The 23,537-nt window shown below is 54.0% G+C and carries 18 protein-coding genes and 2 pseudogenes; 9 read left to right on the top strand and 11 right to left on the bottom strand.

Going from position 1 to position 23,537, the window contains the following annotated elements; genetic code table 11:
• The first annotated feature begins 78 nt into the window (after positions 1 to 78).
• Positions 79 to 2,400: a helix-turn-helix domain-containing protein gene (locus ACLEXF_RS01850; RefSeq protein WP_407259835.1), complete on the top strand. Its 2,322-nt coding sequence runs from the start codon at positions 79 to 81 to the stop codon at positions 2,398 to 2,400.
• On the opposite strand, the gene ACLEXF_RS01845 is transcribed toward ACLEXF_RS01850, so the two are convergent.
• The gene (locus tag ACLEXF_RS01845; RefSeq protein ID WP_135715851.1) at positions 2,367 to 3,209 is read right to left on the bottom strand and encodes a helix-turn-helix transcriptional regulator; all 843 of its coding nucleotides are present in this window, start codon (positions 3,207 to 3,209) and stop codon (positions 2,367 to 2,369) included. The genes ACLEXF_RS01850 and ACLEXF_RS01845 overlap by 34 nt on opposite strands.
• Positions 3,210 to 3,316: 107 nt before the next feature.
• Between ACLEXF_RS01845 and ACLEXF_RS01840 the strand changes: the two genes are divergently transcribed.
• The 6 genes and pseudogenes from ACLEXF_RS01840 to ACLEXF_RS01815 all read left to right on the top strand — a co-directional run.
• The gene (locus ACLEXF_RS01840; protein ID WP_074384446.1) at positions 3,317 to 4,225 is read left to right on the top strand and encodes an SDR family oxidoreductase; all 909 of its coding nucleotides are present in this window, start codon (positions 3,317 to 3,319) and stop codon (positions 4,223 to 4,225) included.
• A 334-nt stretch (positions 4,226 to 4,559) separates the two neighbouring features.
• Positions 4,560 to 6,203: an ABC transporter substrate-binding protein SapA gene (gene sapA, locus ACLEXF_RS01835; protein ID WP_023318043.1), complete on the top strand. Its 1,644-nt coding sequence runs from the start codon at positions 4,560 to 4,562 to the stop codon at positions 6,201 to 6,203.
• The gene (sapB, locus tag ACLEXF_RS01830) at positions 6,200 to 7,165 is read left to right on the top strand and encodes a putrescine export ABC transporter permease SapB (protein WP_017900865.1); all 966 of its coding nucleotides are present in this window, start codon (positions 6,200 to 6,202) and stop codon (positions 7,163 to 7,165) included. Before sapA ends, sapB begins: the two co-directional genes overlap by 4 nt.
• A gap of 204 nt (positions 7,166 to 7,369) precedes the next feature.
• Positions 7,370 to 7,589: pseudogene (locus ACLEXF_RS01825) on the top strand (SOS response-associated peptidase); the annotation flags it as partial.
• A 310-nt stretch (positions 7,590 to 7,899) separates the two neighbouring features.
• Positions 7,900 to 9,072, top strand: coding sequence for a diguanylate phosphodiesterase (locus ACLEXF_RS01820; protein ID WP_371333895.1), 1,173 nt, complete (start codon positions 7,900 to 7,902; stop codon positions 9,070 to 9,072).
• A gap of 110 nt (positions 9,073 to 9,182) precedes the next feature.
• A pseudogene (locus tag ACLEXF_RS01815) lies at positions 9,183 to 9,347 on the top strand (SOS response-associated peptidase); the annotation flags it as partial.
• 82 nt (positions 9,348 to 9,429) lie between these two features.
• Here the strand turns inward: ACLEXF_RS01815 and ACLEXF_RS01810 are convergent.
• The 4 genes from ACLEXF_RS01810 to ACLEXF_RS01795 all read right to left on the bottom strand — a co-directional run bounded on the left by ACLEXF_RS01810 (position 9,430) and on the right by ACLEXF_RS01795 (position 13,029).
• Positions 9,430 to 10,155: a hypothetical protein gene (locus tag ACLEXF_RS01810; RefSeq protein ID WP_371333894.1), complete on the bottom strand. Its 726-nt coding sequence runs from the start codon at positions 10,153 to 10,155 to the stop codon at positions 9,430 to 9,432.
• A 56-nt stretch (positions 10,156 to 10,211) separates the two neighbouring features.
• Complete coding sequence (locus ACLEXF_RS01805) at positions 10,212 to 11,477, bottom strand: Y-family DNA polymerase (RefSeq protein WP_423265716.1); 1,266 nt, start codon at positions 11,475 to 11,477, stop codon at positions 10,212 to 10,214.
• A 1-nt stretch (position 11,478) separates the two neighbouring features.
• Positions 11,479 to 11,898, bottom strand: coding sequence for a translesion error-prone DNA polymerase V autoproteolytic subunit (locus tag ACLEXF_RS01800; protein ID WP_053810467.1), 420 nt, complete (start codon positions 11,896 to 11,898; stop codon positions 11,479 to 11,481).
• Between the two features lie 561 nt (positions 11,899 to 12,459).
• On the bottom strand, positions 12,460 to 13,029 hold the full coding sequence (locus tag ACLEXF_RS01795) for a recombinase family protein (RefSeq protein ID WP_371333892.1): 570 nt from the start codon (positions 13,027 to 13,029) through the stop codon (positions 12,460 to 12,462).
• Between the two features lie 90 nt (positions 13,030 to 13,119).
• Here ACLEXF_RS01795 and ACLEXF_RS01790 point away from each other — a divergent pair, with 90 nt between their 5' ends.
• Both ACLEXF_RS01790 and ACLEXF_RS01785 read left to right on the top strand, forming a co-directional pair.
• Entirely contained in the window at positions 13,120 to 15,279 is a 2,160-nt protein-coding gene (locus ACLEXF_RS01790) for a hypothetical protein (RefSeq protein WP_226648903.1), read from the top strand.
• 7 nt (positions 15,280 to 15,286) lie between these two features.
• A complete protein-coding gene (locus ACLEXF_RS01785) occupies positions 15,287 to 16,003 on the top strand; it encodes a hypothetical protein (protein WP_136084802.1) in 717 nt (238 codons plus the stop codon).
• An 86-nt stretch (positions 16,004 to 16,089) separates the two neighbouring features.
• Here ACLEXF_RS01785 and ACLEXF_RS01780 read toward each other — a convergent pair whose 3' ends face one another.
• The 6 genes from ACLEXF_RS01780 to ACLEXF_RS01755 all read right to left on the bottom strand — a co-directional run bounded on the left by ACLEXF_RS01780 (position 16,090) and on the right by ACLEXF_RS01755 (position 23,256).
• Complete coding sequence (locus ACLEXF_RS01780; RefSeq protein WP_423265715.1) at positions 16,090 to 16,899, bottom strand: hypothetical protein; 810 nt, start codon at positions 16,897 to 16,899, stop codon at positions 16,090 to 16,092.
• Positions 16,899 to 18,788, bottom strand: coding sequence for a hypothetical protein (locus ACLEXF_RS01775; protein WP_423265714.1), 1,890 nt, complete (start codon positions 18,786 to 18,788; stop codon positions 16,899 to 16,901). Before ACLEXF_RS01775 ends, ACLEXF_RS01780 begins: the two co-directional genes overlap by 1 nt.
• A 78-nt stretch (positions 18,789 to 18,866) precedes the next feature.
• Positions 18,867 to 21,926 (bottom strand): host specificity factor TipJ family phage tail protein, encoded by a 3,060-nt coding sequence (locus ACLEXF_RS01770; protein WP_423265713.1) that lies wholly within the window; start codon positions 21,924 to 21,926, stop codon positions 18,867 to 18,869.
• A complete protein-coding gene (locus ACLEXF_RS01765; RefSeq protein WP_255073265.1) occupies positions 21,923 to 22,303 on the bottom strand; it encodes a nitrite transporter in 381 nt (126 codons plus the stop codon). Before ACLEXF_RS01765 ends, ACLEXF_RS01770 begins: the two co-directional genes overlap by 4 nt.
• Before the next feature lie 10 nt (positions 22,304 to 22,313).
• A complete protein-coding gene (locus ACLEXF_RS01760; protein ID WP_135686844.1) occupies positions 22,314 to 22,796 on the bottom strand; it encodes a DUF1833 family protein in 483 nt (160 codons plus the stop codon).
• Positions 22,783 to 23,256, bottom strand: a complete 474-nt coding sequence (locus tag ACLEXF_RS01755; RefSeq protein WP_023282516.1) for a hypothetical protein — start codon at positions 23,254 to 23,256, stop codon at positions 22,783 to 22,785. The genes ACLEXF_RS01760 and ACLEXF_RS01755 overlap by 14 nt, the downstream gene beginning before the upstream one ends.
• Positions 23,257 to 23,537: the final 281 nt, after the last annotated feature.

Raw genomic sequence — 23,537 nt, 5'->3', positions numbered from 1 at the left:
AAATCAATGAGTGTTTTTCATACATATCGGTTATGACAAAAAACAACCGGTTGCTTTTTGTCGACAGAGGAGAGCCATGTGGAGCAGCATTCAGGCGACTTTAGCGTCACCGTGCGCGATGTGCGTCAGCTGAGCCAGCCGGAAAGCGATCTGCTGACGCTGCTGTGGGTGCTGGAAGGGAGCGTAAATCTAACGGAGGCGGAAGGTGCGCCGCAGCAGCTTGCCGTCGACGAGCTGGCGATCGTTAACCGCAACCGTCGCTGGAGCCTGCGCAGCGCCGGGGGCAACGCGGTGATGATCCTGACCCTCGCCGCCAGCTGGCTGGCCCGCCTCGACACCACTTTTTTTGCCGTCGACTACCAGATATCGCCGCGCACCCGGGATGCCGATGACGGCCTGCGCCGCCTGATGCGCCAGCTGCTGGTGAGCGGTCTGGTCAATCATCCCGGCCATTACCGGCTGGAGGCCAACCGCTGGTTGAGCGAGATAGCGCTGCTGCTGGCCACGCGCTTCAGCCAGCCCATCGTCTCCACGCCGCGGCGCGATTCAGAAAAATGGAGCCGGAGGATAGCCAGCGTGGTGGCGCGGATCGACGCCAACTATCAGCGCCGTCTCTCTTTACAGGAGGTGGCGGCCGCAGAGTTTGTCTCCGAGGCCTGGCTGTCACGCCTGTTTCACAAGGAGGTTGGGGTCAGTTTTGTTCAGTACCTCACCGCGCTGCGCCTGCGCCACGCCGCCGACCAGCTGTTAACCACCCGCAAACCCGTTCAGCAAATTGCCCGCGAACAGGGGTTCGCCAGCACGCGAATGATGAGCGATCTGTTTAAGCGCCACCATGGCGTGACGCCGCGCCAGTATCGCGAGCAGTCCCCCCGGGAGCCTGGCCGACCGCGCCCCTCGCAGGACGATCGCTGGCAGCCGGTGGCCGTGGACCGGCTCTACGCCCGCCTTAATGAGCCCGAACCACCCGACAGGGAGAGCCAGCCGCTGCTGATCAATCCGCCGCAAACCCGGGAGATCAACCTGCACCAGCGACCGGCACGCGCCGCAGTGCTGCGCCATACCCGGATGGTGGTGACCGTGCGCGAGCTGGACGATCTGCTGCGGGAGGACGTGCGCCGCGAGCTGGAGCAGTTGCACCGCGTCCTGCCTGTGTATGCCATCGATATCAACGACGCCTTTCTCAGCAGCCGCCTGTTCGGCACCGGCTGGGACGATCCGCAGATGGCTGGCTACGCCTGCTGGTACAACCTGCAGCAGATCTTCAGCTGGCTGGCGGTGATGGGCTGGCAGGTGATCCTGCATACCGGGGTCACCACTCGCAGCGACCTGCTGCAGCGCTTCCTGCAACTCGCTGCCAACCATTTTCCGCCGGCGACGCTCAGCAGTTGGCGCTTTGTCTGGCACTGGTCGCCGCAGGCGAGCGAAGCGGCCCGCCAGGCCGCCTGGCGGCAGCAGCGCGAGGTTCTTCACCGTCTTCTGCCCCAGCCGCAGCTGGGGATCTGGCACCGCTTTGCCGCCAGCGCGCCCGGGGACGATCCCCTGTTCCACTCGCCGCTGCTGGCGGAAGCCGATTTTCTCGCCTGCCAGGCGGATGCCAACGAACAGCTCGATCTGGCCCAGGCGGACAGCAGCAGTCTGGCCTCCAGCGAGCACTATCCGGCGCATAAGCTGCGGCAGATCCACAGCGCCCTGCGTCAACGGCAGCTCAACCTGCCGCTATGGCTGCTCTCGTGGAATACGCTGACCGGCGATACGCGGGACACTAACGGGCGCTTTTTTCGCGGCGCGCTGTTGATGGATAATCTGCTGGGGGTCGCTGACCAGGTCTGGCTGGCGGGCTTCTGGTTAAATTCCGGCCTTCAGGGCGAAGCCCGCGCCAACGGCAAGCTGGATACCTCAAGCCTGGCGCTGCACTATCTGCACGGGCTGCCGCGCCCGGTTTACTGGGTGCTGTGGCTCTGGCGACGGCTGCGCGGCGAGATCCTGTTCCACGACAAAAACCTGCTGCTGCTCCATCATCAGGGGCACTACCAGCTACTGCTGCGCAATACGGTGGTCTACAACCCATGGCTCTCCAGCGAAGCGGCTTTTATTCAACGCTTCAGCCAGCCGTACAGTGTGCGGCTGCAGGGGCTCAAGGGCCGCTGGCGCGTCAAACAGCACCTGTTCGATCAGCACCACGGCGCGCTGTTCCCGCTGGTGGACGCCTTTCGCAGCCGCAGCGGCCCCGACGCCGAAGATTATCAGTGGCTGATGCATCAGGCTCGTCCGGCGCTCAGCGTGGAGGAGGCCCGGCTCGATGGCCACTGGCTGCGGGTCGACTCGCTGGAGAGCAACGCACTGGCGCTGTACGAATTTACCCCTCAGCTCTCCCCCGGCGAGGATCCTGACGCCTGAAGCAAACCGTGAATTTTGCGCTGGCTCTCCGTCGTCGCCGAATTGAAAACCAGCAGCGACAGATCGGGACGGCCTTCCACGGCAAAAGAGGTGAACTCCAGATCGAGCGGGCCCATCTGCGGGTGGTTAATGCGCTTATAGCCTTCGCCGTGGCCGGCGACGTCATGGCTTTGCCAGAAACGGGCGAACTCGACGCTTTGCTGGCTGAGCTCCGCGATCAGTTGGTCAGTTTCTTTCGTGGCGCCCATTCGCGTGACGTCGGCGCGAAAGGCGTTAACGATAAGCTGCCCAACCGTCTGCCAGTCCTCCAGGGTGCAGCGGGCCTCAGGCCGGGTAAACAGGCGGCGCAGCACGTTGCGCTCCGCCAGCGGCAGCTGGCCGTAGTCGGTCAGCACCCTGGCCGCCGCCGTGTTCCAGGCGATCACGTCCCAGCTGGCGGTACGGATAATCGCCGGAATGGTGAAGGCGTCAAGCACCCGCTGCAGCCGCGGCGTCATATCATCCGTGACCGTCAAACGGGTCTGCGGCGGATGGCCGAAGGCGAGAATAAACAGATGTTCGCGCTCCGGGGTGGTCAGCCGCAGACCGCGGGCGATCCGCTCCAGCACCTCGCGGGAAGGCGCCCCGCCGCGGCCCTGTTCAAGCCAGGTATACCAGGTCGGGCTGATGCTGGCCAGCTGGGCGACCTCTTCACGACGCAGGCCCGGCGTGCGCCGGCGTCCCGCCGGGAAGCCAAACGTCGCCGGGTCGAGACGCTGACGCCTGGCGCGGAGAAAATCACCTAAAGCATGATTGTCAAAAGTGTTCATCATCTGCCTGTGAGTCTGCATGTTAGAATTTATACCCCGATAATGTCTCTACTTTTATAGTATGACATCGTGGGTAGGATACGCCTGAAAACCCGTTCAGGAGGTTCATGATGCGTATATTTCTTACCGGCGCGAGCGGATTTATCGGCTCGCGTATTCTTCCGGCGCTGCAGGCGTCGGGTCATCAGGTTATCGGCCTCGCGCGCAGCGACGCTACGGCGCAGGCCCTGGAAGCGGCAGGCGTCGAGGTGCATCGCGGCACGCTGGATGCCCCCGATTCGCTGCTGGCGGGCGTCGAGCGCGCCGACGCGGTGATCCATACCGCTTTCGACCACGACTTCAGCCGCTTTGCCGCCAACTGCGAGAAAGACCGCCAGGCGATCCTGACCATGGGCCAGGCGCTGCGCGGCAGCGAGCGGCCGCTGGTCATCACCTCCGGCACGCTGATGGGCGACGACGGGAGCGGCGCCCCGGCCCGCGAGTCGTGCTTTAACGCAGCGCACCCCAGCCCGCGCACCGCTTCAGAGCTCGCCGGCCAGCAGCTGCTGGAGGCGGGAGTGGACGTCCGGGTGGTTCGCCTGCCGCAGGTGCATGACACCGTGCGCCAGGGGCTGCTGACCTGCTATATCGAGCGCGCGGTCACCAGCGGCGCGGTGGCCTTGCGCGGCGAGGGGAACAACCGCTGGTCCGCCGCCCATGTCGATGACGTCGCGCGCCTGTACGTCAGCGCCCTGCTGCAGGGCGCTGCGGGCGAACGCTACCATGCGGTGGCTGAAGAGGGGATCGCGTTACGAGAGATCGCCGCAGTCATCGCCCGGGGTTTAAATCTGCCGCTGACCCAGTTGGATGAGACGCAGGCCGACGCCTGGTTCGGCTGGTTTGCCCCCTTTACCGCCCTTGAGCTGCGCGCCAGCTCGGCATGGACCCGCGAGCGATTGCAGTGGCAGCCGGTCGGCCCCGGGCTGCTGGAGGACTTACGGAATATGGATTACCAAAAAGTGACGTTGTCACAATAAGCAAAGACGTTCCGCTCCTTTATTACATCCGACGGGTAGGGTTAGCCGCCCGTCGGACCATCTGCTTTCTCCCCGCTATACTGAATTTATCCTCGGCGTTAGCGTCGCTTCCACCGTCCGGTCAACCGCGGCCAAACAGAGCTGACTGGCGATATCGGCGATAAAAAGTTACCATGTTTCATTATACAGACTCGGTTCCGCGACTATTTTAATCAATTGACTGAATACTATACGCCCCCGGTAACCGCATTATCCCTCAGGCTTGTTGAAGGCGGTGGTGAATGTCTATGAATCTTAATAAGATAGAGTTCAACTCTATAATCAAACAGAAAATATGCGCCTGAAATTGTCATCTCTCCTGGCAGCGGTTTCCCTGCTGTGTGGGCAGGCTTTTGCCGCCCCTGCGCTCCCCGACCGCGCCGATATTCGCGACAGCGGTTTCGTCTATTGCGTCAGCGGCCAGGTGAATACCTTTAATCCGCAGAAAGTGAGCAGCGGACTGATCGTCGATACGCTGGCTGCGCAGATCTACGATCGCCTGCTTGACGTCGACCCTTATACCTATCGGCTGGTCCCCGAGCTGGCGGAGAGCTGGGAAGTCCTTGATAACGGCGCCACCTACCGTTTTCACCTGCGTCGCCACGTCCCGTTTCAACGCACGGCATGGTTCTCCCCGACGCGGGATTTCAACGCCGATGACGTGATCTTTACCTTTGGCCGCATCTTTAACCGCGATCACCCTTGGCACAACGTCAACGGCAGCAGCTTCCCCTACTTCGACAGCCTGCAGTTTGCCGACAGCGTGGAAAGCGTCCGCAAGCTCGATAATCAGACCGTGGAATTTCGCCTCAAGCGGCCGGACGCCTCATTCCTCTGGCATCTTGCCACCCACTATGCGTCGATTACCTCCGCCGAATATGCCGCCCGCTTAACGCAGGACGATCGTCAGGAACAGCTCGATCGCCAGCCGGTGGGCACCGGCCCGTTCCAGTTGTCCGAGTACCGCTCCGGACAGTATGTTCGCCTTCAGCGCCACCCCGGGTACTGGCGCGGCAAACCGTTGATGCCGCAGGTGGTGGTCGACCTCGGCTCCGGCGGTACCGGCCGCCTGTCAAAACTGCTGACCGGCGAATGCGACGTGCTGGCCTGGCCGGCCGCCAGCCAGTTGACGATCCTGCGTGACGACCCGCGCCTGCGCCTGACGCTGCGTCCGGGGATGAACATTGCCTGGCTGGCCTTCAACACCGCCAAGCCGCCGCTGGACAACCCGGAGGTACGCCACGCGCTGGCGCTGGCCATCAACAACCAGCGCCTGATGCAATCCATCTACTACGGCACCGCGGAGACGGCGGCGTCGATGCTGCCGCGCGCCTCCTGGGCCTACGATAACGACGCTAAGATTACCGAATATAATCCCCAGGAGGCCCGTGCTCGTCTGAAGGCGCTGGGGCTGGAAAATCTCACCCTCAAGCTGTGGGTTCCCACCAGCTCGCAGGCGTGGAACCCCAGCCCGTTGAAAACAGCCGAGCTTATCCAGGCAGATATGGCGCAGATTGGCGTCAAAGTAATCATCATGCCGGTGGAGGGGCGCTTCCAGGAGGCGCGGCTGATGGACATGAACCATGACCTGACGCTCTCCGGCTGGGCGACGGACAGTAACGATCCGGACAGCTTCTTCCGGCCGCTGCTGAGCTGCGCGGCGATTGCCTCGCAAACCAACTTTGCCCACTGGTGTAACCGGGAATTTGATGACGTGCTGCAAAAAGCGCTGCTCTCGCAACAGCTCTCCTCGCGGATGGACGCTTACAAAGAGGCCCAGCGCATCCTCGCCCGTGAACTGCCGGTCCTGCCGCTGGCCTCGTCGCTGCGGTTGCAGGCCTATCGCTATGATATGAAAGGCCTGGTGCTTAGCCCCTTCGGTAACGCTTCCTTTGCTGGCGTATCGCGGGAGAAAAACGAAGAGGTGAAAAAACCATGATTATTTTTACCCTGCGCCGTCTGCTGCTGCTGTTGGTCACCCTCTTTTTTCTGACCTTTGTCGGCTTCAGCCTGAGCTACTTCACCCCACATGCCCCGCTGCAGGGCGCGACCCTGTGGAATGCGTGGCTGTTCTGGTTTGAAGGGGTACTACACTGGGATTTTGGCGTCTCCAGCATCAACGGCCAGCTGATTTCCGAGCAGTTGCGCGAAGTGTTCCCGGCGACCATGGAGCTGTGCATCCTCGCCTTCGGCTTTGCCCTGCTGATTGGCATTCCGGTGGGGATGATTGCCGGTGTGATGCGCAACAAATGGCCCGATACCCTGATCAGCGCCGTTGCGCTGGTCGGTTTTTCGATCCCGGTCTTCTGGCTCGCGCTGCTCCTGACCCTCTTCTTCTCCCTGACCCTCGGCTGGCTTCCGGTCTCCGGCCGCTTCGACCTGCTGTATGAGGTGAAAAACGTCACCGGTTTCGCGCTGATCGACGCCTGGCTTTCGGACTCGCCGTGGCGCCATGAGATGATCGTCAGCGCCGCCCGGCATATGGTACTGCCGGTGCTGACCCTGGCGGTAGCCCCTACTACCGAAGTGATCCGCCTGATGCGCATTAGCACCAGCGAGGTCTATGACACCAACTACGTCAAGGCGGCCGCCACCCGCGGCGTGTCGCGACGCAAAATTCTACTGCGCCACGTGCTGCACAACGCCCTGCCGCCGGTGATCCCGCGCCTCGGCCTGCAGTTTTCCACCATGCTCACCCTGGCGATGATCACCGAGATGGTGTTCAGCTGGCCCGGACTGGGCCGCTGGCTGATCAACGCCATTCGTCAGCAGGACTACGCGGCGATCTCCGCCGGAGTAATGGTGATTGGCGCGCTGGTGATTATTGTCAACGTGATTTCCGATATTCTCGGTGCCATGGCTAACCCACTGAAACATAAGGAATGGTATGCCCTACGATAGCACCTACAAAATAAATATTTTTGTCAATTAAAAACAATGAGTTAGATTTTCAAATTGTGCGATTTTTCTGATTTTAATACACAATTTTGTACACATTGTTTTTGACGTCATCTCCGACAGTCATCAGTTAGATGGCTGTCGGAGTTCTCTTCCTACGTTTCCTCCACAACTTCAATACTTTCAGTCTGAAGACTGGAGGTAACCATGTGCGGACGATTTGCCCAATCACAGACATGCGAAGAATACCCGGCTTATCTTGCCGAAGAAGCTGAGCGGGATATCGCCTATGATCCAGAACCAATCGGCCAATACAACGTGGCGCCAGGGACTAAAGTTTTGCTCCTGAGCGCACGTAATGAAGAGCCACATCCAACGTCGTTCACGACACTATGTGCAGGGGTTAAGAGAAAAACCGGTGCTCATATAAGCCCATGTTGAAACCTCCGCGACAAGTCGGATGTATAGACCTTTATGGCAACATGGCTTGCTGCACTGATGAATGGTGTAAGTGAGCAAAACTAAACGTTAGCCCCACTCATTCCATTTTAAAATGTCAAGAAATTATTTCCTTGTGATGTAAAATAATCAGTCTGTGCTGATGACTTGCCACCAAATCCTACGTGAAACCTTCAGACATCTTATGATTAGTAACAAGCTCAAGAATTTTGAAAATTTCCTCGAATTTTAGATCATAAGTCTGCTAATCTCGTTTAAACACCATAGCGAGAACTGAGATGCTTACAACTATCATTTACCGTAGTCATGCCCATAGTAGCATTTCAAGATCCTCAATCATTGAAATGATTGAGCTCGCAAATGCACGTAATGTTAAAAGTGATGTCACTGGAATATTGATTTTTAATGGAACTCACTTTCTACAACTGCTGGAAGGCCCTGAGGCTCAGGTTAACGAAATTTACACCAGGATCTGTAGTGATACTCGTCACTTTAATATTGTTGAACTCTTAAATGACGTTGCACCTTTCCGACGATTTGGTAATGCCGGGATGGAACTAATTGATATAGATTTACACAGTCATGAAGACTGCTTAAGAACAATTCTGAACCGTGGAACAGCAAAACACCAACTTCTTTATAATGATAGAGCATTGCGTTTTTTTAGAACGTTCATAGAGTCCATACAACAAGAAAAATACTATGAATTGCCGCCCGCTACTGAATGGCAGTTTTCCAGGGAGTCTTTAATCCCTGAAAACCCTTATTTTTCTAGCTCCTTAATTATAAATCCAGTGGTAGACCCTCTCGCGAGAAAGGTCCATTCGATCCAGTTCAGTAATCCCGTAACGACTGGTTTGTATGGAATGGGCTTGTTACAGCATGATCTGGAATCAAAACGTGTTGCTCTTCTTGAAGCTGGTAGTTTCCTTCAATCTGGACAAAGGGTTTCAATTAGCCTATTACCATTGACTATAATCAAGATTAGTGATGCCCCTTGTACGCTGCTTAAGTATATTGAGCAAAGCGGTCTTATCCCTGAACAAATTATCATCGAATTTTTAGAAAAAGATCTGTTCGCCAATATTGATGAATTTTTACATGCGCTACGATCACTTAAAAGTGCTGGAATAAGCGTTGCTATAAATGAATTTGGGTCTGGACATGCAGGCCTACTCCTCTTAACAAAATTCCAGCCGGAAAAAATTAAAATTCATAGTGAGCTAATAAGAAATATTCACAGGGATGGCGCGAAACAAGCTGTAGTTCAAAGTATAATCAATTGCTGTGATATGCTTGAGATCAGAATATGCGCTACAGGAATCGAGAAAGCTGAAGAATGGATGTGGCTGGAGTCAGCAGGTATCGCTTACTTCCAGGGTCCCCTTTTTTCAGGCTACTCAAATGATGGCTTACCATTTGTAAGTTGGCCGGACCCTGTGGAGACTTAGGAATATTAGAAAGTGGTGATGAATTTTAAGGCGTTTAACGGACGTTGAGTTTAAGACCAATAAACGCCTGATTGACTTTGACCACCTATGCCGCGAGTTCTAAGACCGTAGCAGCACGCGGATGGATGCGTCAGGATATAGTCGGGAAATAAGTGGAAGGGATAGCAGCCGACGGAGCAGTGCCCGCCGACAAGTTTATCTGGCACGCCGTGAGGCGTGCCGTGGGTAATGTCAAAAATCAAGGGGCTGAACTGATAGAAAAAGTAACCAAGTAATACCTTAATTCCACGCTCATACCCACTTTACAATCCCAATGTAATAAGACAAAAATGCTCCCAAATGGATGAACTATTATATTCACTGCCTTTTCACATAGAAGTATTCAAGTATACTTCTATGCATGCCTCTTAGCTTTTCATAGTGAATATCAAACTGCTCTTCATGCCTAACGAAATTTTTAAAATTCCTTTCTACAGCTTTAGAATACTCCACCGCGAAAGCTCGATCTGGATTTGCAATAATTGTGTTTATGGCGGTATAAGCCATAACGTAATTTTTCTGCATCGCCTTATAATGAACATCCAGTTGTTCATGTATGGTTAAAACTTCAGGCTTAATGCTCCATCCAAGCTTAGACAGAGACTCTAGATTATTCTTAATTTCTGATGGTGTATGTTGTAATTCATGAAAGACAGACAATGCCTTCTTGCAATCATCAACGCTAATAAAAAATTTAAATTCATCACCAATCATCTCTAACTGTGCATAATTATAACCAACCCATGCGCCTGCCCGATCTATCTTTCGCTTAAGCAATAGATAATCATCAAGCATTATTCTTTTTGCGATTGAAAATGCATCCTCGTTCATTTTTTGATTTATCCACTCTGGAGCTTTCTTATAAGCCATGAAAGCAACTATTAGAGTTCCAAAAGTGCTTAGAGAGCTTACCCAATCAGAAAAACTGCCAAGTTCGATTTTTACACCATTGAACTTTATTGCATAACAAATAACAAACACAGACAAAAATAACAGAACCAAAGAAACCATCAAAATAATACGATTATAAATTCTTAGTTCCATTTCCTGCCACTTTCTTTAATTTATTGAAATTGAAAATAATAATCATTTTGAATTAATCATCTCACATGCAATAAGTCACTATATCTGGTTGTATAGCGAGGTGAAAGCATTTCTCTCTTCATCTGCCAGGCAGTCTGGATCCCCTGCCCTGCAAAATACAGCGTTCCCCTTCCGTCCTTCGCGTTGAGATGGTCGAGAACTTCCATAAGCTTTTCACTGTTCTTCCGTGGCGAGTTGTCATCAAACAGGTTGAGCTGCGCTACGCCCTGGCTGTAGAAATCTCCCAGCATTACTCCTGCTTTCTGGTAACGATGCCCGTCTCGCCAGATTACATCGAGACATTTTGTCGCCGCGGTGATGATGTCCCTGCTGTCCTGGGTCGGTGTAAGAAGCTTTACTGATGCACTGTTTCCGTAATACGGCTCGTTCAGCGCGAAAGGACTCGTTTTGACAAATGCGGAGATAAATCGGCAATATTGGTGCTCACCACGGAGTTTCTCCGCTGCACGTGAGGCGTAGCTGCAGATCGCCTGCCTCATCTCATGGTATTCAGTGATACGGCCACCGAACGATCGGCTGCACACGATTTCCTGCTTTACTGGCGCGAACTCCTCCAGCCCGAGGCATGGTTCGCCACGCAGCTCCCGCACGGTTCGCTCCAGAACAACATTAAAATGCTTCCGGATAAAACGGATATCGGTATCCGCCAGTTGAAGAACCGTTTTAATCCCCATGGCCTCCAGTTTTTTACTGATGCGGCGCCCGACGCCCCAGACCTCATCCACTGGAAGCAAAGCCATCAACTTCCTCTGCCTTTCAAGATTAGACAGATCCACCACTCCTCCGGTCTGTCGCTGCCACTGTTTCGCAGCGTGATTGGCCAGCTTTGCCAGGGTTTTGGTCTGGGCTATGCCGACGCCGACCGTGAGGTGCGTCCTGCGCAGAACCGTCTCGCGAATTTCCCTGCCAAATTCGGTAAGATCGCGACAGTTACGCACACCAGTAAGATCGCAAAATGCCTCATCAATACTGTAAATTTCGCAGCGTGGAGAGAGTTCCTCCAGCGTTGTCATGACTCGATTGGACATATCGGCATAAAGCTCATAGTTGCTGCTAAACGCGATAATGCCGTGCCGGCGGAATATATCTTTTTGCTTGAAATATGGCTCTCCCATTTTGACGAAGGGCTTGGCCTCTGGCGAGCGAGCGATCACACAGCCGTCGTTGTTTGACAGGACGACCACCGGACGCCCTTTGAGGTCAGGACGAAATACGGTCTCGCACGATGCATAAAATGAATTCACATCACAAAGCGCAAACATCTTAGCCAGCTGATTTAATGATGTACGTAACCACCCCGAACACGTCGAGAGTGTCCTCACTACCGACGACTATTGGCGAATATGCAGGGTTCATTGGGTTAAGCTGAACCCGCGGATGCAGCTGCAGCTTCTTAACGGTGAATTCCCCATCCACAGCAGCAATAACGATGTCGCCATGAACTGCTGTCCTTGAGCTATCCACAACCAGAAGATCCCCTTCCCCTATGCCGGCGTCTTTCATGCTGTCGCCGGCGGCTTTGACAAAATACGTCGCACTGGGGTGGTTAACGAGCAACTCGTTCAGATCGATACGTTGCTCAACGTAATCCTGTGCAGGACTAGGAAAGCCGCACTGCACAAGGTCACTGAACAACGGGAGCAGCATGATCTGGCGTAACTCAACGGGCGTGTAGAACTGCATAATAAACTCGCTCACAAAATACTGTTTTTATATACAGTAGTTTTATTCGCTAATCTGATCAATAGAGGTTTCAACTATCAATCAGGAACACAGAGGGGAAAACCAGTCACCTTTGAGCCCCTGATATTGGTTTCACTTAGTGATTATGTTGTCTTTATGCCCGCTTTGAACTATCTTTTCTCGAAACCTGCTACTGCGAAATGGATATAAGATGTCACAGACGGACTTGCTGATTGTTGTTTTTACGCTGGGCATTTTAGCCTTTGGCTATTCCATATGGTTCATTTCGCACAGAATACTCTGCTCAATATTTCATAGGCTTACAAAGAATGTATGAATTGGGATGGTATAGACCCAAATTCATGGTCCTTGTTCCTCGACTTCGGAAGGTACTTACAGACCGTCTTCGCTCTTAACCTATCACATCGACACCGCCTCCATGATGAAACAACTCAGACCAGAAATATCTGGAAGCTTTTGGAGCCTTCTTAGAAGATAGGCGTGTGCGAAGACGCACACAGCAATGATGTTATGTAGTATTTTCCCCTTGAGTGTGCCTGCTCAAGGGGATTTTTTATCGCCATATTGTACTGGCAAATATTTGTAAATCGTCTTCACTCCCACCCCTATCACATCTGCGATCTGGTGCCGGGTAGCGCCGTTCTCCAGCATTCTGCGGCACCGTTCCACCACATCTTCAGTCATTACCCGGCGGCGGCCGCCGACTCTCCCCTGCTCCCTCGCTGCGGCTAACCCGGCTCGGGTACGCTCGACGATCAGCTCGCGCTCCATTTCTGCCAGGGCGCTCATGACGTGGAAGAAAAAGCGGCCTGCTGGCGTACTGGTATCGATGCTGTCGGTCAGACTGCGGAAATTTACCCCGCGAGCCTGCAGCTCCGACACGAGCGTAATCAGATCGCGCACGCTGCGGCCAAGTCGGTCCAGTTTCCAGACCACCAGCACATCGCCGGGCTTAAGCCTGCGTAAGGCGCGCTTTAACCCTGGCCGCCGAGCATTTTTCCCGCTCGCGGTGTCTTCAAATATCTGTTCACATTCTGCGCGAAACAGTGCTGTTTTCTGCAAATCGAGGTTTTGATCCCCTGTAGAGACCCGTGCATAGCCAATCAGCATGTTGTAACCCGTTGAAATAGCTGATTGTAAAAAGCTCCGCTCTTTCGCTCAAACCCTCGTTTGGGCGAACACCTTTTTTGGAGCAAAAACATGGCCGAACTTAACCCGCCGTTGGGAACGACGACGCCTGAAATCTTCCTGGATAACGTCAAGCGCGCTGACGAACTGGTGAACGGTCCGGCCGGAACGATTAACGACCGCGCAGGTGAACCGCTCGATACCTGGCGCCAGATGATGGCGAAAAACGATGAGGTCAGGCAGAACCTGATCCCACTCAGCAAGCAGTATATGAATGAGGCGGCAGCGCAGGCAGATATCGCGAATATCCCCGTTGGCTCCACGACCTATGTTCGCAGCCAGGACGTCTGGGCGCTGGCGGACGAGTACATGAATAACGGCGGGACGCTGCAACCTACCGGGCGAAAAATGCCATCTCAGGAGCTGGTCAATATCATGACTGATTTGATCAGAGCAACGTTCAGCCAGAATGCGCCAGCGGGTATGTCTCTTGCCTTTATGGATGAACGGAAAAATTATTCGGTAGGGCTGGATGAGGCGGGCCGGTTGCTTGCCGGGTGGATTAAGGCGAATAAAGCAGAATTAAAAAAGCTCTCAGCGGATGAATTTATTTCGTCGATCATCTCGTCATCACGTCTGAATATCGGGAATTCTGCTTTATCAGTAGTGGCTGACGGTAACGCTGTTTCAGTTTATGACACCCTTAAACGGCTTTGTTTTGCCATTAATAAAAAAGGGGTACTGAAATCAGGGAAGGCTGAGATCAACAATCTTACGATTGCCAGTATCTTAGGGTTACCAGCCAACGCCAGCATTTCTACTGCGACATTCCGCGATTTCGTTATGGCGTGGCGTGATACGTTAAATCGTCCGGCTGTGGGTATCAAAAAAAACGGGGCATTTGCTGCGGGGAAAATTGAAGCGAATCATGGAGAGGTAAAATCGCTGAAAGCCGAAACTCTGGAAGTTAAAGCGATTATTTCCCCTGAATTTCTGCGCTATTTTAATCAGTCCATTTACTCACGCCTGCCGGATATTGCCCATAAAATCGGTTACGGACAATCGCTTGCCGCTGGCGTAAATACTCAGGCCCTGATTACGATAGCCGCGCTGTATACCGCATTGCGTTTTATCGGTGGGGCACGGGCGCAGGATGGCTCCGGCACTTCGGCAGAAAACCATGCTCAGCTGGTTCCCTACGTCGAGACGTATAAAAACACCGATAACGGCCAGGCATGGGAAACCCCAATGGGGGCCAGCATTCGCGGCTGGTACGAACTGATGATTGCCGAGAACTATGGCTTTAACCCGGATGATCTGATCATTCTGGGTTCTGTTCCGGCGGAGGGCGGTCAACCCATTGATGTGCTGGCGGCGTATCCCGGAAAGTACATGCAGCGAGTTTTCGATGATATCAGTTATGGTTACGCCCGCGCTCAGGAGCTCGGGAAAACCTACCGGCCTGTGGCGATGTACTGGATGCAGGGCGAAGCAGACCAGACGAAAGGCACCACCAAAGCAGACTATCAGGCTATTTTCGACACCATGCAACAGCGGATCGATTCCCACGCCTCGGCTGTTTGCGGCGAAGAAGTCCATGTACCTATTTTTGTCTATCAGTTCAGCAGCTGGATAAACCGGACGCCGAACACAGCCTATCCCACCATTCCGATGGCGCTGCTGGAGCTGGCGCAGACACGCGAAAATGTGTACCTCACTAACCCGATGTACATTCACGACTACACGGATGGGGCTCATCTCACCGCCCGCAGCTCCTATATTCAGGGGCTGTATATTTCAGTGATGGAAAAGCGGGCGCTGATTGACGGCAAAGCGGCAAAACCTCTGATGCCGGTTAGTCATCAACGCCAGGGCCGCGCCGCTACTGTGTGGCTGAATCCGGTGGGTCGGCTGAGCTTTGATACCAGCATTGTTTCTGATCCGGGTAATTATGGTTTCCGGCTGCTGCACCCTGACACACGTGCGATAATCCCGCTGACCAGCCTCAATATCCGTTATGACGCGGTGACTGTCTCAACGGCAGCGGATATCCCTGCCGGGGCCATTCTTCAGTATGCCTTTCACGGCAGCACCACCGGCCAGTCACCTGGCCGCCTGACCGGGCCGCGCGGCTGTCTGCGTGACAGCCAGGGCGACATCATCAGTTTTACCCTTAATGGCGAGGTTATCCGCATGGATAACTATTGCGTCATGTTTGAAATCACGTTGTGAGGTAATTATGTCTAATCAGGGTTTATCTATTAATGTTGATGCTGTCTGGGATGATGACTGCATTATCGGATCGAGTTATCCGCAGCCATCTATCGCGAGCATTGCCACATTTGGCAGTCAGAACTTTGGGGCTATTTTTGGGGAAGAGCCAACCATAGTGGGGGCACCTGTCATCAACACGCACTGGTTTACGGGTGGTGTTGGTGCGGGGGGGTATGATCTGAAAGTCACGGATAACCCGGTTAAAACCATGATGGTGTTACTCCGGCCTAAAAGCACTACCAGAGCGCTGGGCATGGGTAACTATCTCGGCTCTGCTGTACAACCGCAGGGGGATACGTTTGTTTTTGAACCGGCCATTCCTCAAATCAGGGGGATTGTGGGGCGGTCAAGCGGGACAGCAACCGCCACCCTCGCGACTCCACTGGACACCAGTAAATTCCATCTGGTTTTCCTCGATGTGAATAACTCTATGGTTCAGCTTCATAAAATGACGAACAGTGAGCTGTTATCGACTGAACAGGTCGCTGTTACCGCCCGCGCAATCCCTGTTCCGAATAAGTCGATTTATGCTGGCTACTCCTATATCACGTCAGATTTTTTAGGCGCCGTGGATATTGCAATGACAGGGGTGTGGGCGGGCGGAATACTCTCTCTGGCCGAAAAAATGGATATGGTAGACCTCGTTACTCAGAGCTATGAAGGGATTTTATCTATAGCGTAAATCTGGACTCTCGAAGAGAACCATGAAGGCCAGCCAGGGCGATGATCCCCGGTGAATACCGGGGGAAATTGAACAGCCCGCCGTAATTAACTGAATCTGGAGGCGCACAGGTTGTAATCGGCAGTCAGTATATCGGTGGCCGTCAGGCCGGATGTACCGACATCATCAACCCGTGCGCGATACATCATACCAGTCCAGGACAACGGAAACGGATTGCTCGTTCCAACCCGTCGCGTCGTGGGCTCTCCCGGTGGTGTCGCCGCCAGCGCAGATGTTGAGGTGAACACCACCACCTTATCGATATAGGCGCGAACAGTATGCTGCGTGCCATCCGCGCTGAACTCACATTCAACGGCGAACTGATGCCGTCCTCCATCAAACAGGGGGAGCAGATTGCTGGTCACTACGTAGTTTTTACCACGTACGGCCAGCTCTATTTTAGTCGGTTGTCCGGTTGCATCGGTCGTCGGCACAACTGATAAAAGCGCATTCGCATAGCCGTTTGTCTCGGTCGTGGAAAAATGCAGGAGCTGGTTGTTGAAAGTGGACAGGGACCCGGCTTTCGTAACTTTTACCCAGGCCATAAACAGCCAGTGCGTATCGCTGACTTTCATGCAGCTGGCGGCATCCAGATCAAACCCGTCGTTTTTTACGCCAGCAAACACCATGCCTTTGTTTGCTGCGCTGTAGGTTTTAGCCAGGGAAAACGCCCCCGTGTGATCGTTATAGGTTAGATCGTGGATTATCGCTCCAGCAGCTAAATCTTTACCTCCTCCCATTGCATCGACAGCCATATCAAATACGCTACGGGTACCTTTGTTAATGCTTTTATCGCGATAAAATTTCTTCCCGGTATCGTTAACTACTCCCTTTAACACCTCAATTCTTCCGCTCATTACAATACCCACCCTTTTAATTTCATAAAGTTGTAAACGAACTCGGCATTAACATCTGCTCCGGCATACAGCGCATATTCTGGTGTGACTGAACCAGATATACTCTGGCTGGGGTGCAAATTGTCGTAACGTAACGATCTCGGTGTTACGCCATTATTGATATCTTCGACATCTCCTGGTGACGTCGGATTATAATGATTCATAAAGTTTTGCAGCAGATCGATACCATTAATCTGGCAATAATTGTCTGGAAAATTCTGCTTATATAAGTTATTTAAAATACGCACGTAATTATTATTGGTTGAACCCGTTGGCTCAGTCCCACCTGGAAAATCAGGCAATATCACAAAGCGTTTTCCTACCGATTTAAGCCATGACACCATCGCTTGCGCATTACTGATTATCAAATCAATCTCAGAAATATTATTTCGACCCAGCCAGAAAATATTAATACACTCATCATGCTGATCGTACCGGGTTCCGCCCGGCGCGCCGTTTGTTACTGAAAACCCTGTTATCGGATAAACGATCACCGGAGTGGGCACACTGACTGTCACCGCAGCGCCAGCAGCAGTCCTGGTAAACGTCGCATTCGTCCCGTCCCAGCCAAACATCCCGTCAATACCCGCAAAGGAGCAGGCAATACTGGTGGCGGCAGCATTACCAAAAATGCGATTTGGGCCGGGTTTGGCGGGGCTTAACGTCACTGCACCAGATGCGGGGATGACACCGCCAGCAGGAGTGTAAAACGTTCGGGCAGCTCCCTGGCGGCTGGCGATACCTTCAGATGTCAGACCGGACTTGCCAAAGTTGTAGGTATAAAGGCTTGTCAGTTGGGCGAGCCGTGAAAGAAAGCGGCCGTTCTCCATGAAGCTGTGACCCCATCCAACCAGTTTTGGCCTGGCGATATAGGGATATTCTTTAAAGCCTGGGCCCTCGGCATAAAACAACCCGCCGGGGGCATTGTCGGCTCTGTCTGACGTCCATACGATCCGGTCCAGAATATCCGGCCTGGGATTCGTTTCGTTGCTGCTCCCTGACGTTACGGCGATTTCTTTCTTATTCTCAGTATCATAAACGCGAACCTGTGATTTCCCGCTGGCGTCGATCTGCGTGAATGGTGCGTAGGGGTTAACTTTTGGCGGTTGTAAAGAAAACAGATAAGCCTGTTGCCATCCGATGGATCGCTGTATGTACTCATCCAGATCAAACTGAATGTTTTTATCTTCGTCCAGGATGACATATCTCGCGGGGTTCAGCTCATACTCACCCGATGCGGAGCTGAATTCCGTTGTGCCGCTGAGCACTTCGAGGTTTGTTTTATCCATCGTTCCCAGGATACCAGCAGGATTAATACTCTTCCCGTTAACTGACAGGCCACAGAAATCAAATAAGCCGTTTTTCAGCGCGATCAGAATGTTGTATTCGCTGTCCACCACAACAGAATCGTATTCATCGTTTAATTCTGTCATCGTCCTGAACGTCGTGGTTTCAGACAGCGCAACCAGGGGGATCAATTTACTGACCACAATATCGGAGGGCATACGCCTGACGGTCGCGGTGAGTGTGCCGCTGATATTGATGTATTCATCTGCGAGAGCATCGTCGGCTGTGCTACGAACGAACGTCGCAGAGCCGGGCGGAATGTTCGCGATATCCGCCTGCGCTTCCGGGAGGGTCATATACTGACGGCTCAACGGAACCAGGTTGCGCCGGATATCGTCCAGCGTATTCGAAATTCGCGACATGATACCTCGCCAGGTATCCAGATCAGCCCCGGAGCGGTCAGGGAAGACCAGTGCCAGGCCATTCAGCAAATTATCCAGGCGAGTGGCGTTATCGAGCAGCACCGCGGGCGACGTGCTCCCAAGTGGCGGATCAAAGGCCATGTTTTTTGCTCCAAAAAAGAGGCTTCGCGCAAACGAGGGTTTGAGCGAAAAGAGTTAATTAGGGGTTGTTATGGGGTATTAAGCGACGTCGCCGGGGTATGTAGCGTCGTCGTACTGGTAGAAAATGTCGCTGTACTGTCTTGCAGTCACCTGGCAGGTTCCGTCTGCCTGCGGCGCTATTTCCTCAAATATGGCGTCATAGATACCCCGCGTTGAGCTACAGAACACCAGTCGCGGCGGTTCAATGCTCGGATCGTTCAGCATGATTTCATCGAAAGCGGCTTGCCATGGAACAGACAACTGATAATCCCCGACGAAAGTGGCCTCCAGCAGCCCCGAGGCAGAGCCATCCTGGTAGCGCAAAATTGCGCGCGGGTTTTCAAAGGTCCAGTCCAGCTGTTCGGAAACGGTAAATACCGTTTCGATACCCGTTGTGGCCATATCCACGACCAGACAACTAACGGTTTTATTCCCCGGAATATCATCTGTCAGCAGGATGCGATCACCGTACTCATATACCAGTGCATCCAGCTCAGTCGTCGTATTATGGCCCAGCCGCTGATGCAAATATTTCATCAGACGCCGCATACCTATCTGGTAAGCGTGGTCCTGATTGAGTACCCCATCGAGTTTGTAGTTCTCGATTTTCACCGGCGTGGGATTGTCGGGTGTTCGGCATTTCACAGTCTCCTCTGCCCAGGTGATGCCGTTGATATATGTCACATCAACGCCATCGTAATCATCAGCAGACGGTGCCGTAAAACTAGTCTGCAGTTCTTCGGTCATTTCATGCGGGCTGATGATCCCCGACCAGTTTTTAACCCCTTCCCTGCCTACGGATGCGAGCCCATCACTCAGCAGAAAATACGATTTCCCCGCTGTGGTAATCTTCTGCAGCATTTCCAGCGCTGAGATACTGTCGCCGGTAGCGTAATCGAAATACTCGCCCCGTGGCGTCCAGTACGCGGACTCCAGCGCGTTGATGGTGTCGACATCCATCTCCAGCCCCAGCGAGTTCCCGACATGCAGCAGCGCTCCCGAAATGGTTCTGGCGGTTCCTGAGTCGTAGGCCCGCGTGGCCACAACGTTTACGCGGCGGTCCGACTGCGCCGCCAATTTGCCCCCCGTCTCAACGGTCACCGCCATCAGCGACACGCCGGGATAGGATGAAGGGCGCGTCAGTAGTCGCCCGCGCAGTGCCTGCCAGTACATCGAATCCCTGGCGTTGTTTGAGCCCTGCTCATTTCGCCGGCGACAGCGAACCTCTACCAGCCCTGGTGAGCTGAGGGTGATCCGCTCAGTGAATCCCAGCCCGTTGACGTTTTTAAGCGCATACTCTCCCGGGTGACTCACCCACCCCGATCCGGAACCGTAGACGCGATACTGTATCTCCCACTCAACGTGGCGGATCCGTTTTTTGCCCTTACTGTCAAAGCCGCAAATACCGTTCGGGAAAGAGAAATTCACCTCGAACATATCGACGGTCTCATTTTCAGGGCAAACCAGGAACGGCCCCAGCCAGCTCAGCGTGTCGTTAAGGCCAGTGGCCTCATAGTCGATCATCGTCCGGGCGGAGAATCCCGGCCATGACTCATCAACGGCACCGGAAACCAGGCGCGCCACCGTCGCCGTCGTGCCGTCGGCAGAGACAATGCGGTACTCATTCCCGCGGTGAGCAAGTGAAAGCCGTTGTACCCCCTCCGGCATGCCGGAAAAGGCCGTTCCCGTGGCAGAGTTATAGGCGAGTGTCACATTCGCCGTTACCGCCGGGCTGCCGCCGGTTGATGCCGTGCCGGAGGTGTAAACCGGGGCATCACCGAAAACAGCTGCTGGCAGTGAAGAGGAGGTGATCGCCCCACCCGCGAACGGACTGGCCGACTCGGTTATCAGTACAGTTCCGCCGTTGTCCTGCGCAACCAGGCCGGAGCCGGTGAGTCCCTCGGTGATGGCCGCCAGCAGTCCCGACATCGAGACGTAGTTAGCCACCAGCGACACCGGGTAGGTAACCCCCTGCCAGGTGATCGTGAACGTGCTGGAGCTGGTCGAAAAATCGTAGGTGGTCGGGGCCGCACTGGCCTGGACTTTTGCCGCACGCCCCCCGGTGCCGGGCACTGCAGCCTGACCGGGGGTATATGACGCGATAAACAGATCGTATTCGACAGAGTTAAACCCCAGCGTCACCGGCATACCTACTACCGGCGCGATCTCCGTCAGCAGCGGGCTGGCGATAACGCTGTATCCGGCCGCCGTGGTGATCTGGTAGTTCGCCGGGGCTTTCAGTTCGACCACTGCGCCAGCGACCCAGCTGGGCGGTAGCGCGTTTTCGTTCTCGTCGTCGTCATCGCCGTCATCCGTGTCCAGCCCGGTAAACGTTACGCTCGAACCGGATACGGTCATGCTGTCTGCGATAATGTCATCTGCGTCCGGCGACGTCTGGGCCATATCCAGCCCGGTGCCGGATGATGTCCCTCCGACCTCCGTACTGTTGACCCAGTTTTCACTGCGCTCATCACCGGAAACGTCCGCGCCTGGCGGGTAATGGGTGCTGCTGAAACCAGGCAGCGTCGATGCAGGAGTGCTGCCTACCCGGATATCGCCAGTGGTATAAATCAGTTCACCGACACCGAGACACAGCAGCATCTGGACGCGCATTTTCGTAGGATCGGCGGCATCGAACCTGGTAACGGGCTGGACCACATAATCCGGGTAGATACGCACCCGGCCAAACACCTCACGAATGGCATCACCGAGTTTTGCGGTGTTGGCCCGCGCCGGGTTCAGGTCGAGACTGCGCCCTGTGGATGAGGTATAGCCGCCCGTATCGATGGTGCTCATCATAAAAAGCGAATAGGCTGCAGCGGCAACGGAGATACCGACGCCGATCCACGCGATTGTGGCGGCCTCCAGCCCGAAGGGAACCGGATAAAGCCTGACATCACTATCAGGGCGAATCACACACTTAGCCCACTCGCCTGGCGGAATTAACAGCCCCTCAACCTCAACGGTTAGCGGTGGGACATCCCGATCCTCGTAGCCTTCAACATTTGCCACCAGCCAGCTGCGAATACTGGTTACACCATGCTCATGCGTTTCGAGTGGTTCACCGGGAAGCCGGGACGGGTAAAAACGAATGGTCATTGCCAGAACTCCACTTTGACAAATCGCCGCTTAAACCGCGGCAACGGCAGAAAGGTTACGTTCGTACCCGGGTTGCATTCCGCCACATGCAACAGACCATCGATACTGACCACGATCCCTACGTGGGTGACAGTCGACCCGGAATAACAGGCCACCCCGGCCCCTTCGCAGGGTTCGCAGCGCTCAAGGGTAAGCATCATCCGGCGTGCTTCCCGGTCGAGGCCGCCGTCGTCTTTGGTTACCCCTGCAAAATCGGGCCAGACGGGTAAATTCAGATCGCGGCGTATCTCGTTCACAATGCCGAAGCAGTCGAGCTGCGGGTATACTCGCCCGCCCTTCAGCCAGGTGACTGAACGGTATTTATCAGGTGCAAACATGATGGATTCCTTAGCTGATATAACGCAGTCCTGGGAAGACAGGGAGCGTGTAGCGGTAACGCGGCCAGGCGGTATCGAGGATATTCATGTAGCCCGCAGTGATCTGAACCTCTGTCGCCGTCCAGGAGCCCGACTTGATTTTCAGCGTATACGGCACTGCCGCAGGCGCTGCTAAATCCGTAGAGATATAACTCCGGTACGTCAGCCATGCAGGCAATCTGTTAGCCAGGGCATAGCGGATCGCCGTGGACACAACACCATCGATATTGCACAAGGCAAATTTGAGGTCCTGCGTGCCGTCCGCATTGCGCGCCGGCAGCGCAATGTCTATCGCACAGGCTGAAAACGTTACTGTATCGCCGTTCTCCGTCGTCGCCGTGATGTTGTCGTAACCCTGGCAAAGGTAGTGAACATCAGAGCCAATGGTGATCTGCAGCGTTTCAATGATCACCTCCGGCCCGCTGCTGGCGTAGAGGCGTTTAATCTGCGTCATGCTTTGGCCACTCCTTATTCAGCGCAATATCCAGCAGTGAGCTGCCGACGATCCATTCCGGGTAATTACCCCATGGGGCAGGAGCAAGGGGGCGTTCCCATAATTCAAGCGTCGCCGTGTACTTCCAGTAAATCGGGGCCACCAGCACCGGTCCCTGATAAATATCTGTGAAGCGGCATTTGTAAAACTTAATGCCTGACGGCGTCTGCAACTTCATCATGAACCATGCAGCCCCGTCAGATAACGCATCACGGAACCAGGACTCAAACGCCAGGCCCTGCGCATCGGTTTCCATAAACCAGGTGATGCTGGCCTGCGTCGGCGTGGACGTAAAAGCTCGCCTTTGCCTCGCGCGACCGGTGGTTAACTGGGTTCGTTTTAACGGGCTTACAGGCTGAAATCCGTATCCTTCCTGTAATGGCATGGGGAGGCTGTCATGTGGGTAGTAGATATCAGTCATGCAGTCTCCCGGTAAAGTATCTCGAATAAAATTTCACCATTAACCTCAGGAGGGTATTCTTTTCAGAATAAAGCACTATGGAATCGAAGAAAACTCTGATTTTTTGGTTCAGATTAACGAAGATAAAAATCTTTTTAAACCGACACAAACACACAAGGCGATATATTTATCAACTCATCTCAAGAGCTAAAAGAAATCAAAAACACAGCATTATCAATACACTAATTTTATTGACTTTAATTTGAGCTTACATTATTTCGGCACAGCCCCATATCAAAATA

Source organism: Klebsiella pneumoniae complex sp. WS1778 (genome assembly GCF_049472055.1).
GTDB lineage: Bacteria > Pseudomonadota > Gammaproteobacteria > Enterobacterales > Enterobacteriaceae > Klebsiella > Klebsiella quasipneumoniae.
The sequence above is the reverse complement of the archived record's forward strand: the minus strand, read 5'-3'. Positions and strand labels throughout refer to the sequence as shown.

What these genes read in the sequence shown, in the direction of transcription:
- ACLEXF_RS01845 (WP_135715851.1), bottom strand. Translation starts at nt 3,209, where the DNA reads ATGAACACTTTTGACAATCATGCTTTAGGTGATTTTCTCCGCGCCAGG.
- ACLEXF_RS01840 (WP_074384446.1), top strand. Translation starts at nt 3,317, where the DNA reads ATGATGCGTATATTTCTTACCGGCGCGAGCGGATTTATCGGCTCGCGT.
- sapA (WP_023318043.1), top strand. Translation starts at nt 4,560, where the DNA reads ATGCGCCTGAAATTGTCATCTCTCCTGGCAGCGGTTTCCCTGCTGTGT.
- sapB (WP_017900865.1), top strand. Translation starts at nt 6,200, where the DNA reads ATGATTATTTTTACCCTGCGCCGTCTGCTGCTGCTGTTGGTCACCCTC.
- ACLEXF_RS01820 (WP_371333895.1), top strand. Translation starts at nt 7,900, where the DNA reads ATGCTTACAACTATCATTTACCGTAGTCATGCCCATAGTAGCATTTCA.
- ACLEXF_RS01810 (WP_371333894.1), bottom strand. Translation starts at nt 10,155, where the DNA reads ATGGAACTAAGAATTTATAATCGTATTATTTTGATGGTTTCTTTGGTT.
- ACLEXF_RS01805 (WP_423265716.1), bottom strand. Translation starts at nt 11,477, where the DNA reads ATGTTTGCGCTTTGTGATGTGAATTCATTTTATGCATCGTGCGAGACC.
- ACLEXF_RS01800 (WP_053810467.1), bottom strand. Translation starts at nt 11,898, where the DNA reads ATGCAGTTCTACACGCCCGTTGAGTTACGCCAGATCATGCTGCTCCCG.
- ACLEXF_RS01795 (WP_371333892.1), bottom strand. Translation starts at nt 13,029, where the DNA reads ATGCTGATTGGCTATGCACGGGTCTCTACAGGGGATCAAAACCTCGAT.
- ACLEXF_RS01790 (WP_226648903.1), top strand. Translation starts at nt 13,120, where the DNA reads ATGGCCGAACTTAACCCGCCGTTGGGAACGACGACGCCTGAAATCTTC.
- ACLEXF_RS01785 (WP_136084802.1), top strand. Translation starts at nt 15,287, where the DNA reads ATGTCTAATCAGGGTTTATCTATTAATGTTGATGCTGTCTGGGATGAT.
- ACLEXF_RS01780 (WP_423265715.1), bottom strand. Translation starts at nt 16,899, where the DNA reads ATGAGCGGAAGAATTGAGGTGTTAAAGGGAGTAGTTAACGATACCGGG.
- ACLEXF_RS01775 (WP_423265714.1), bottom strand. Translation starts at nt 18,788, where the DNA reads ATGGCCTTTGATCCGCCACTTGGGAGCACGTCGCCCGCGGTGCTGCTC.
- ACLEXF_RS01770 (WP_423265713.1), bottom strand. Translation starts at nt 21,926, where the DNA reads ATGACCATTCGTTTTTACCCGTCCCGGCTTCCCGGTGAACCACTCGAA.
- ACLEXF_RS01765 (WP_255073265.1), bottom strand. Translation starts at nt 22,303, where the DNA reads ATGTTTGCACCTGATAAATACCGTTCAGTCACCTGGCTGAAGGGCGGG.
- ACLEXF_RS01760 (WP_135686844.1), bottom strand. Translation starts at nt 22,796, where the DNA reads ATGACGCAGATTAAACGCCTCTACGCCAGCAGCGGGCCGGAGGTGATC.
- ACLEXF_RS01755 (WP_023282516.1), bottom strand. Translation starts at nt 23,256, where the DNA reads ATGACTGATATCTACTACCCACATGACAGCCTCCCCATGCCATTACAG.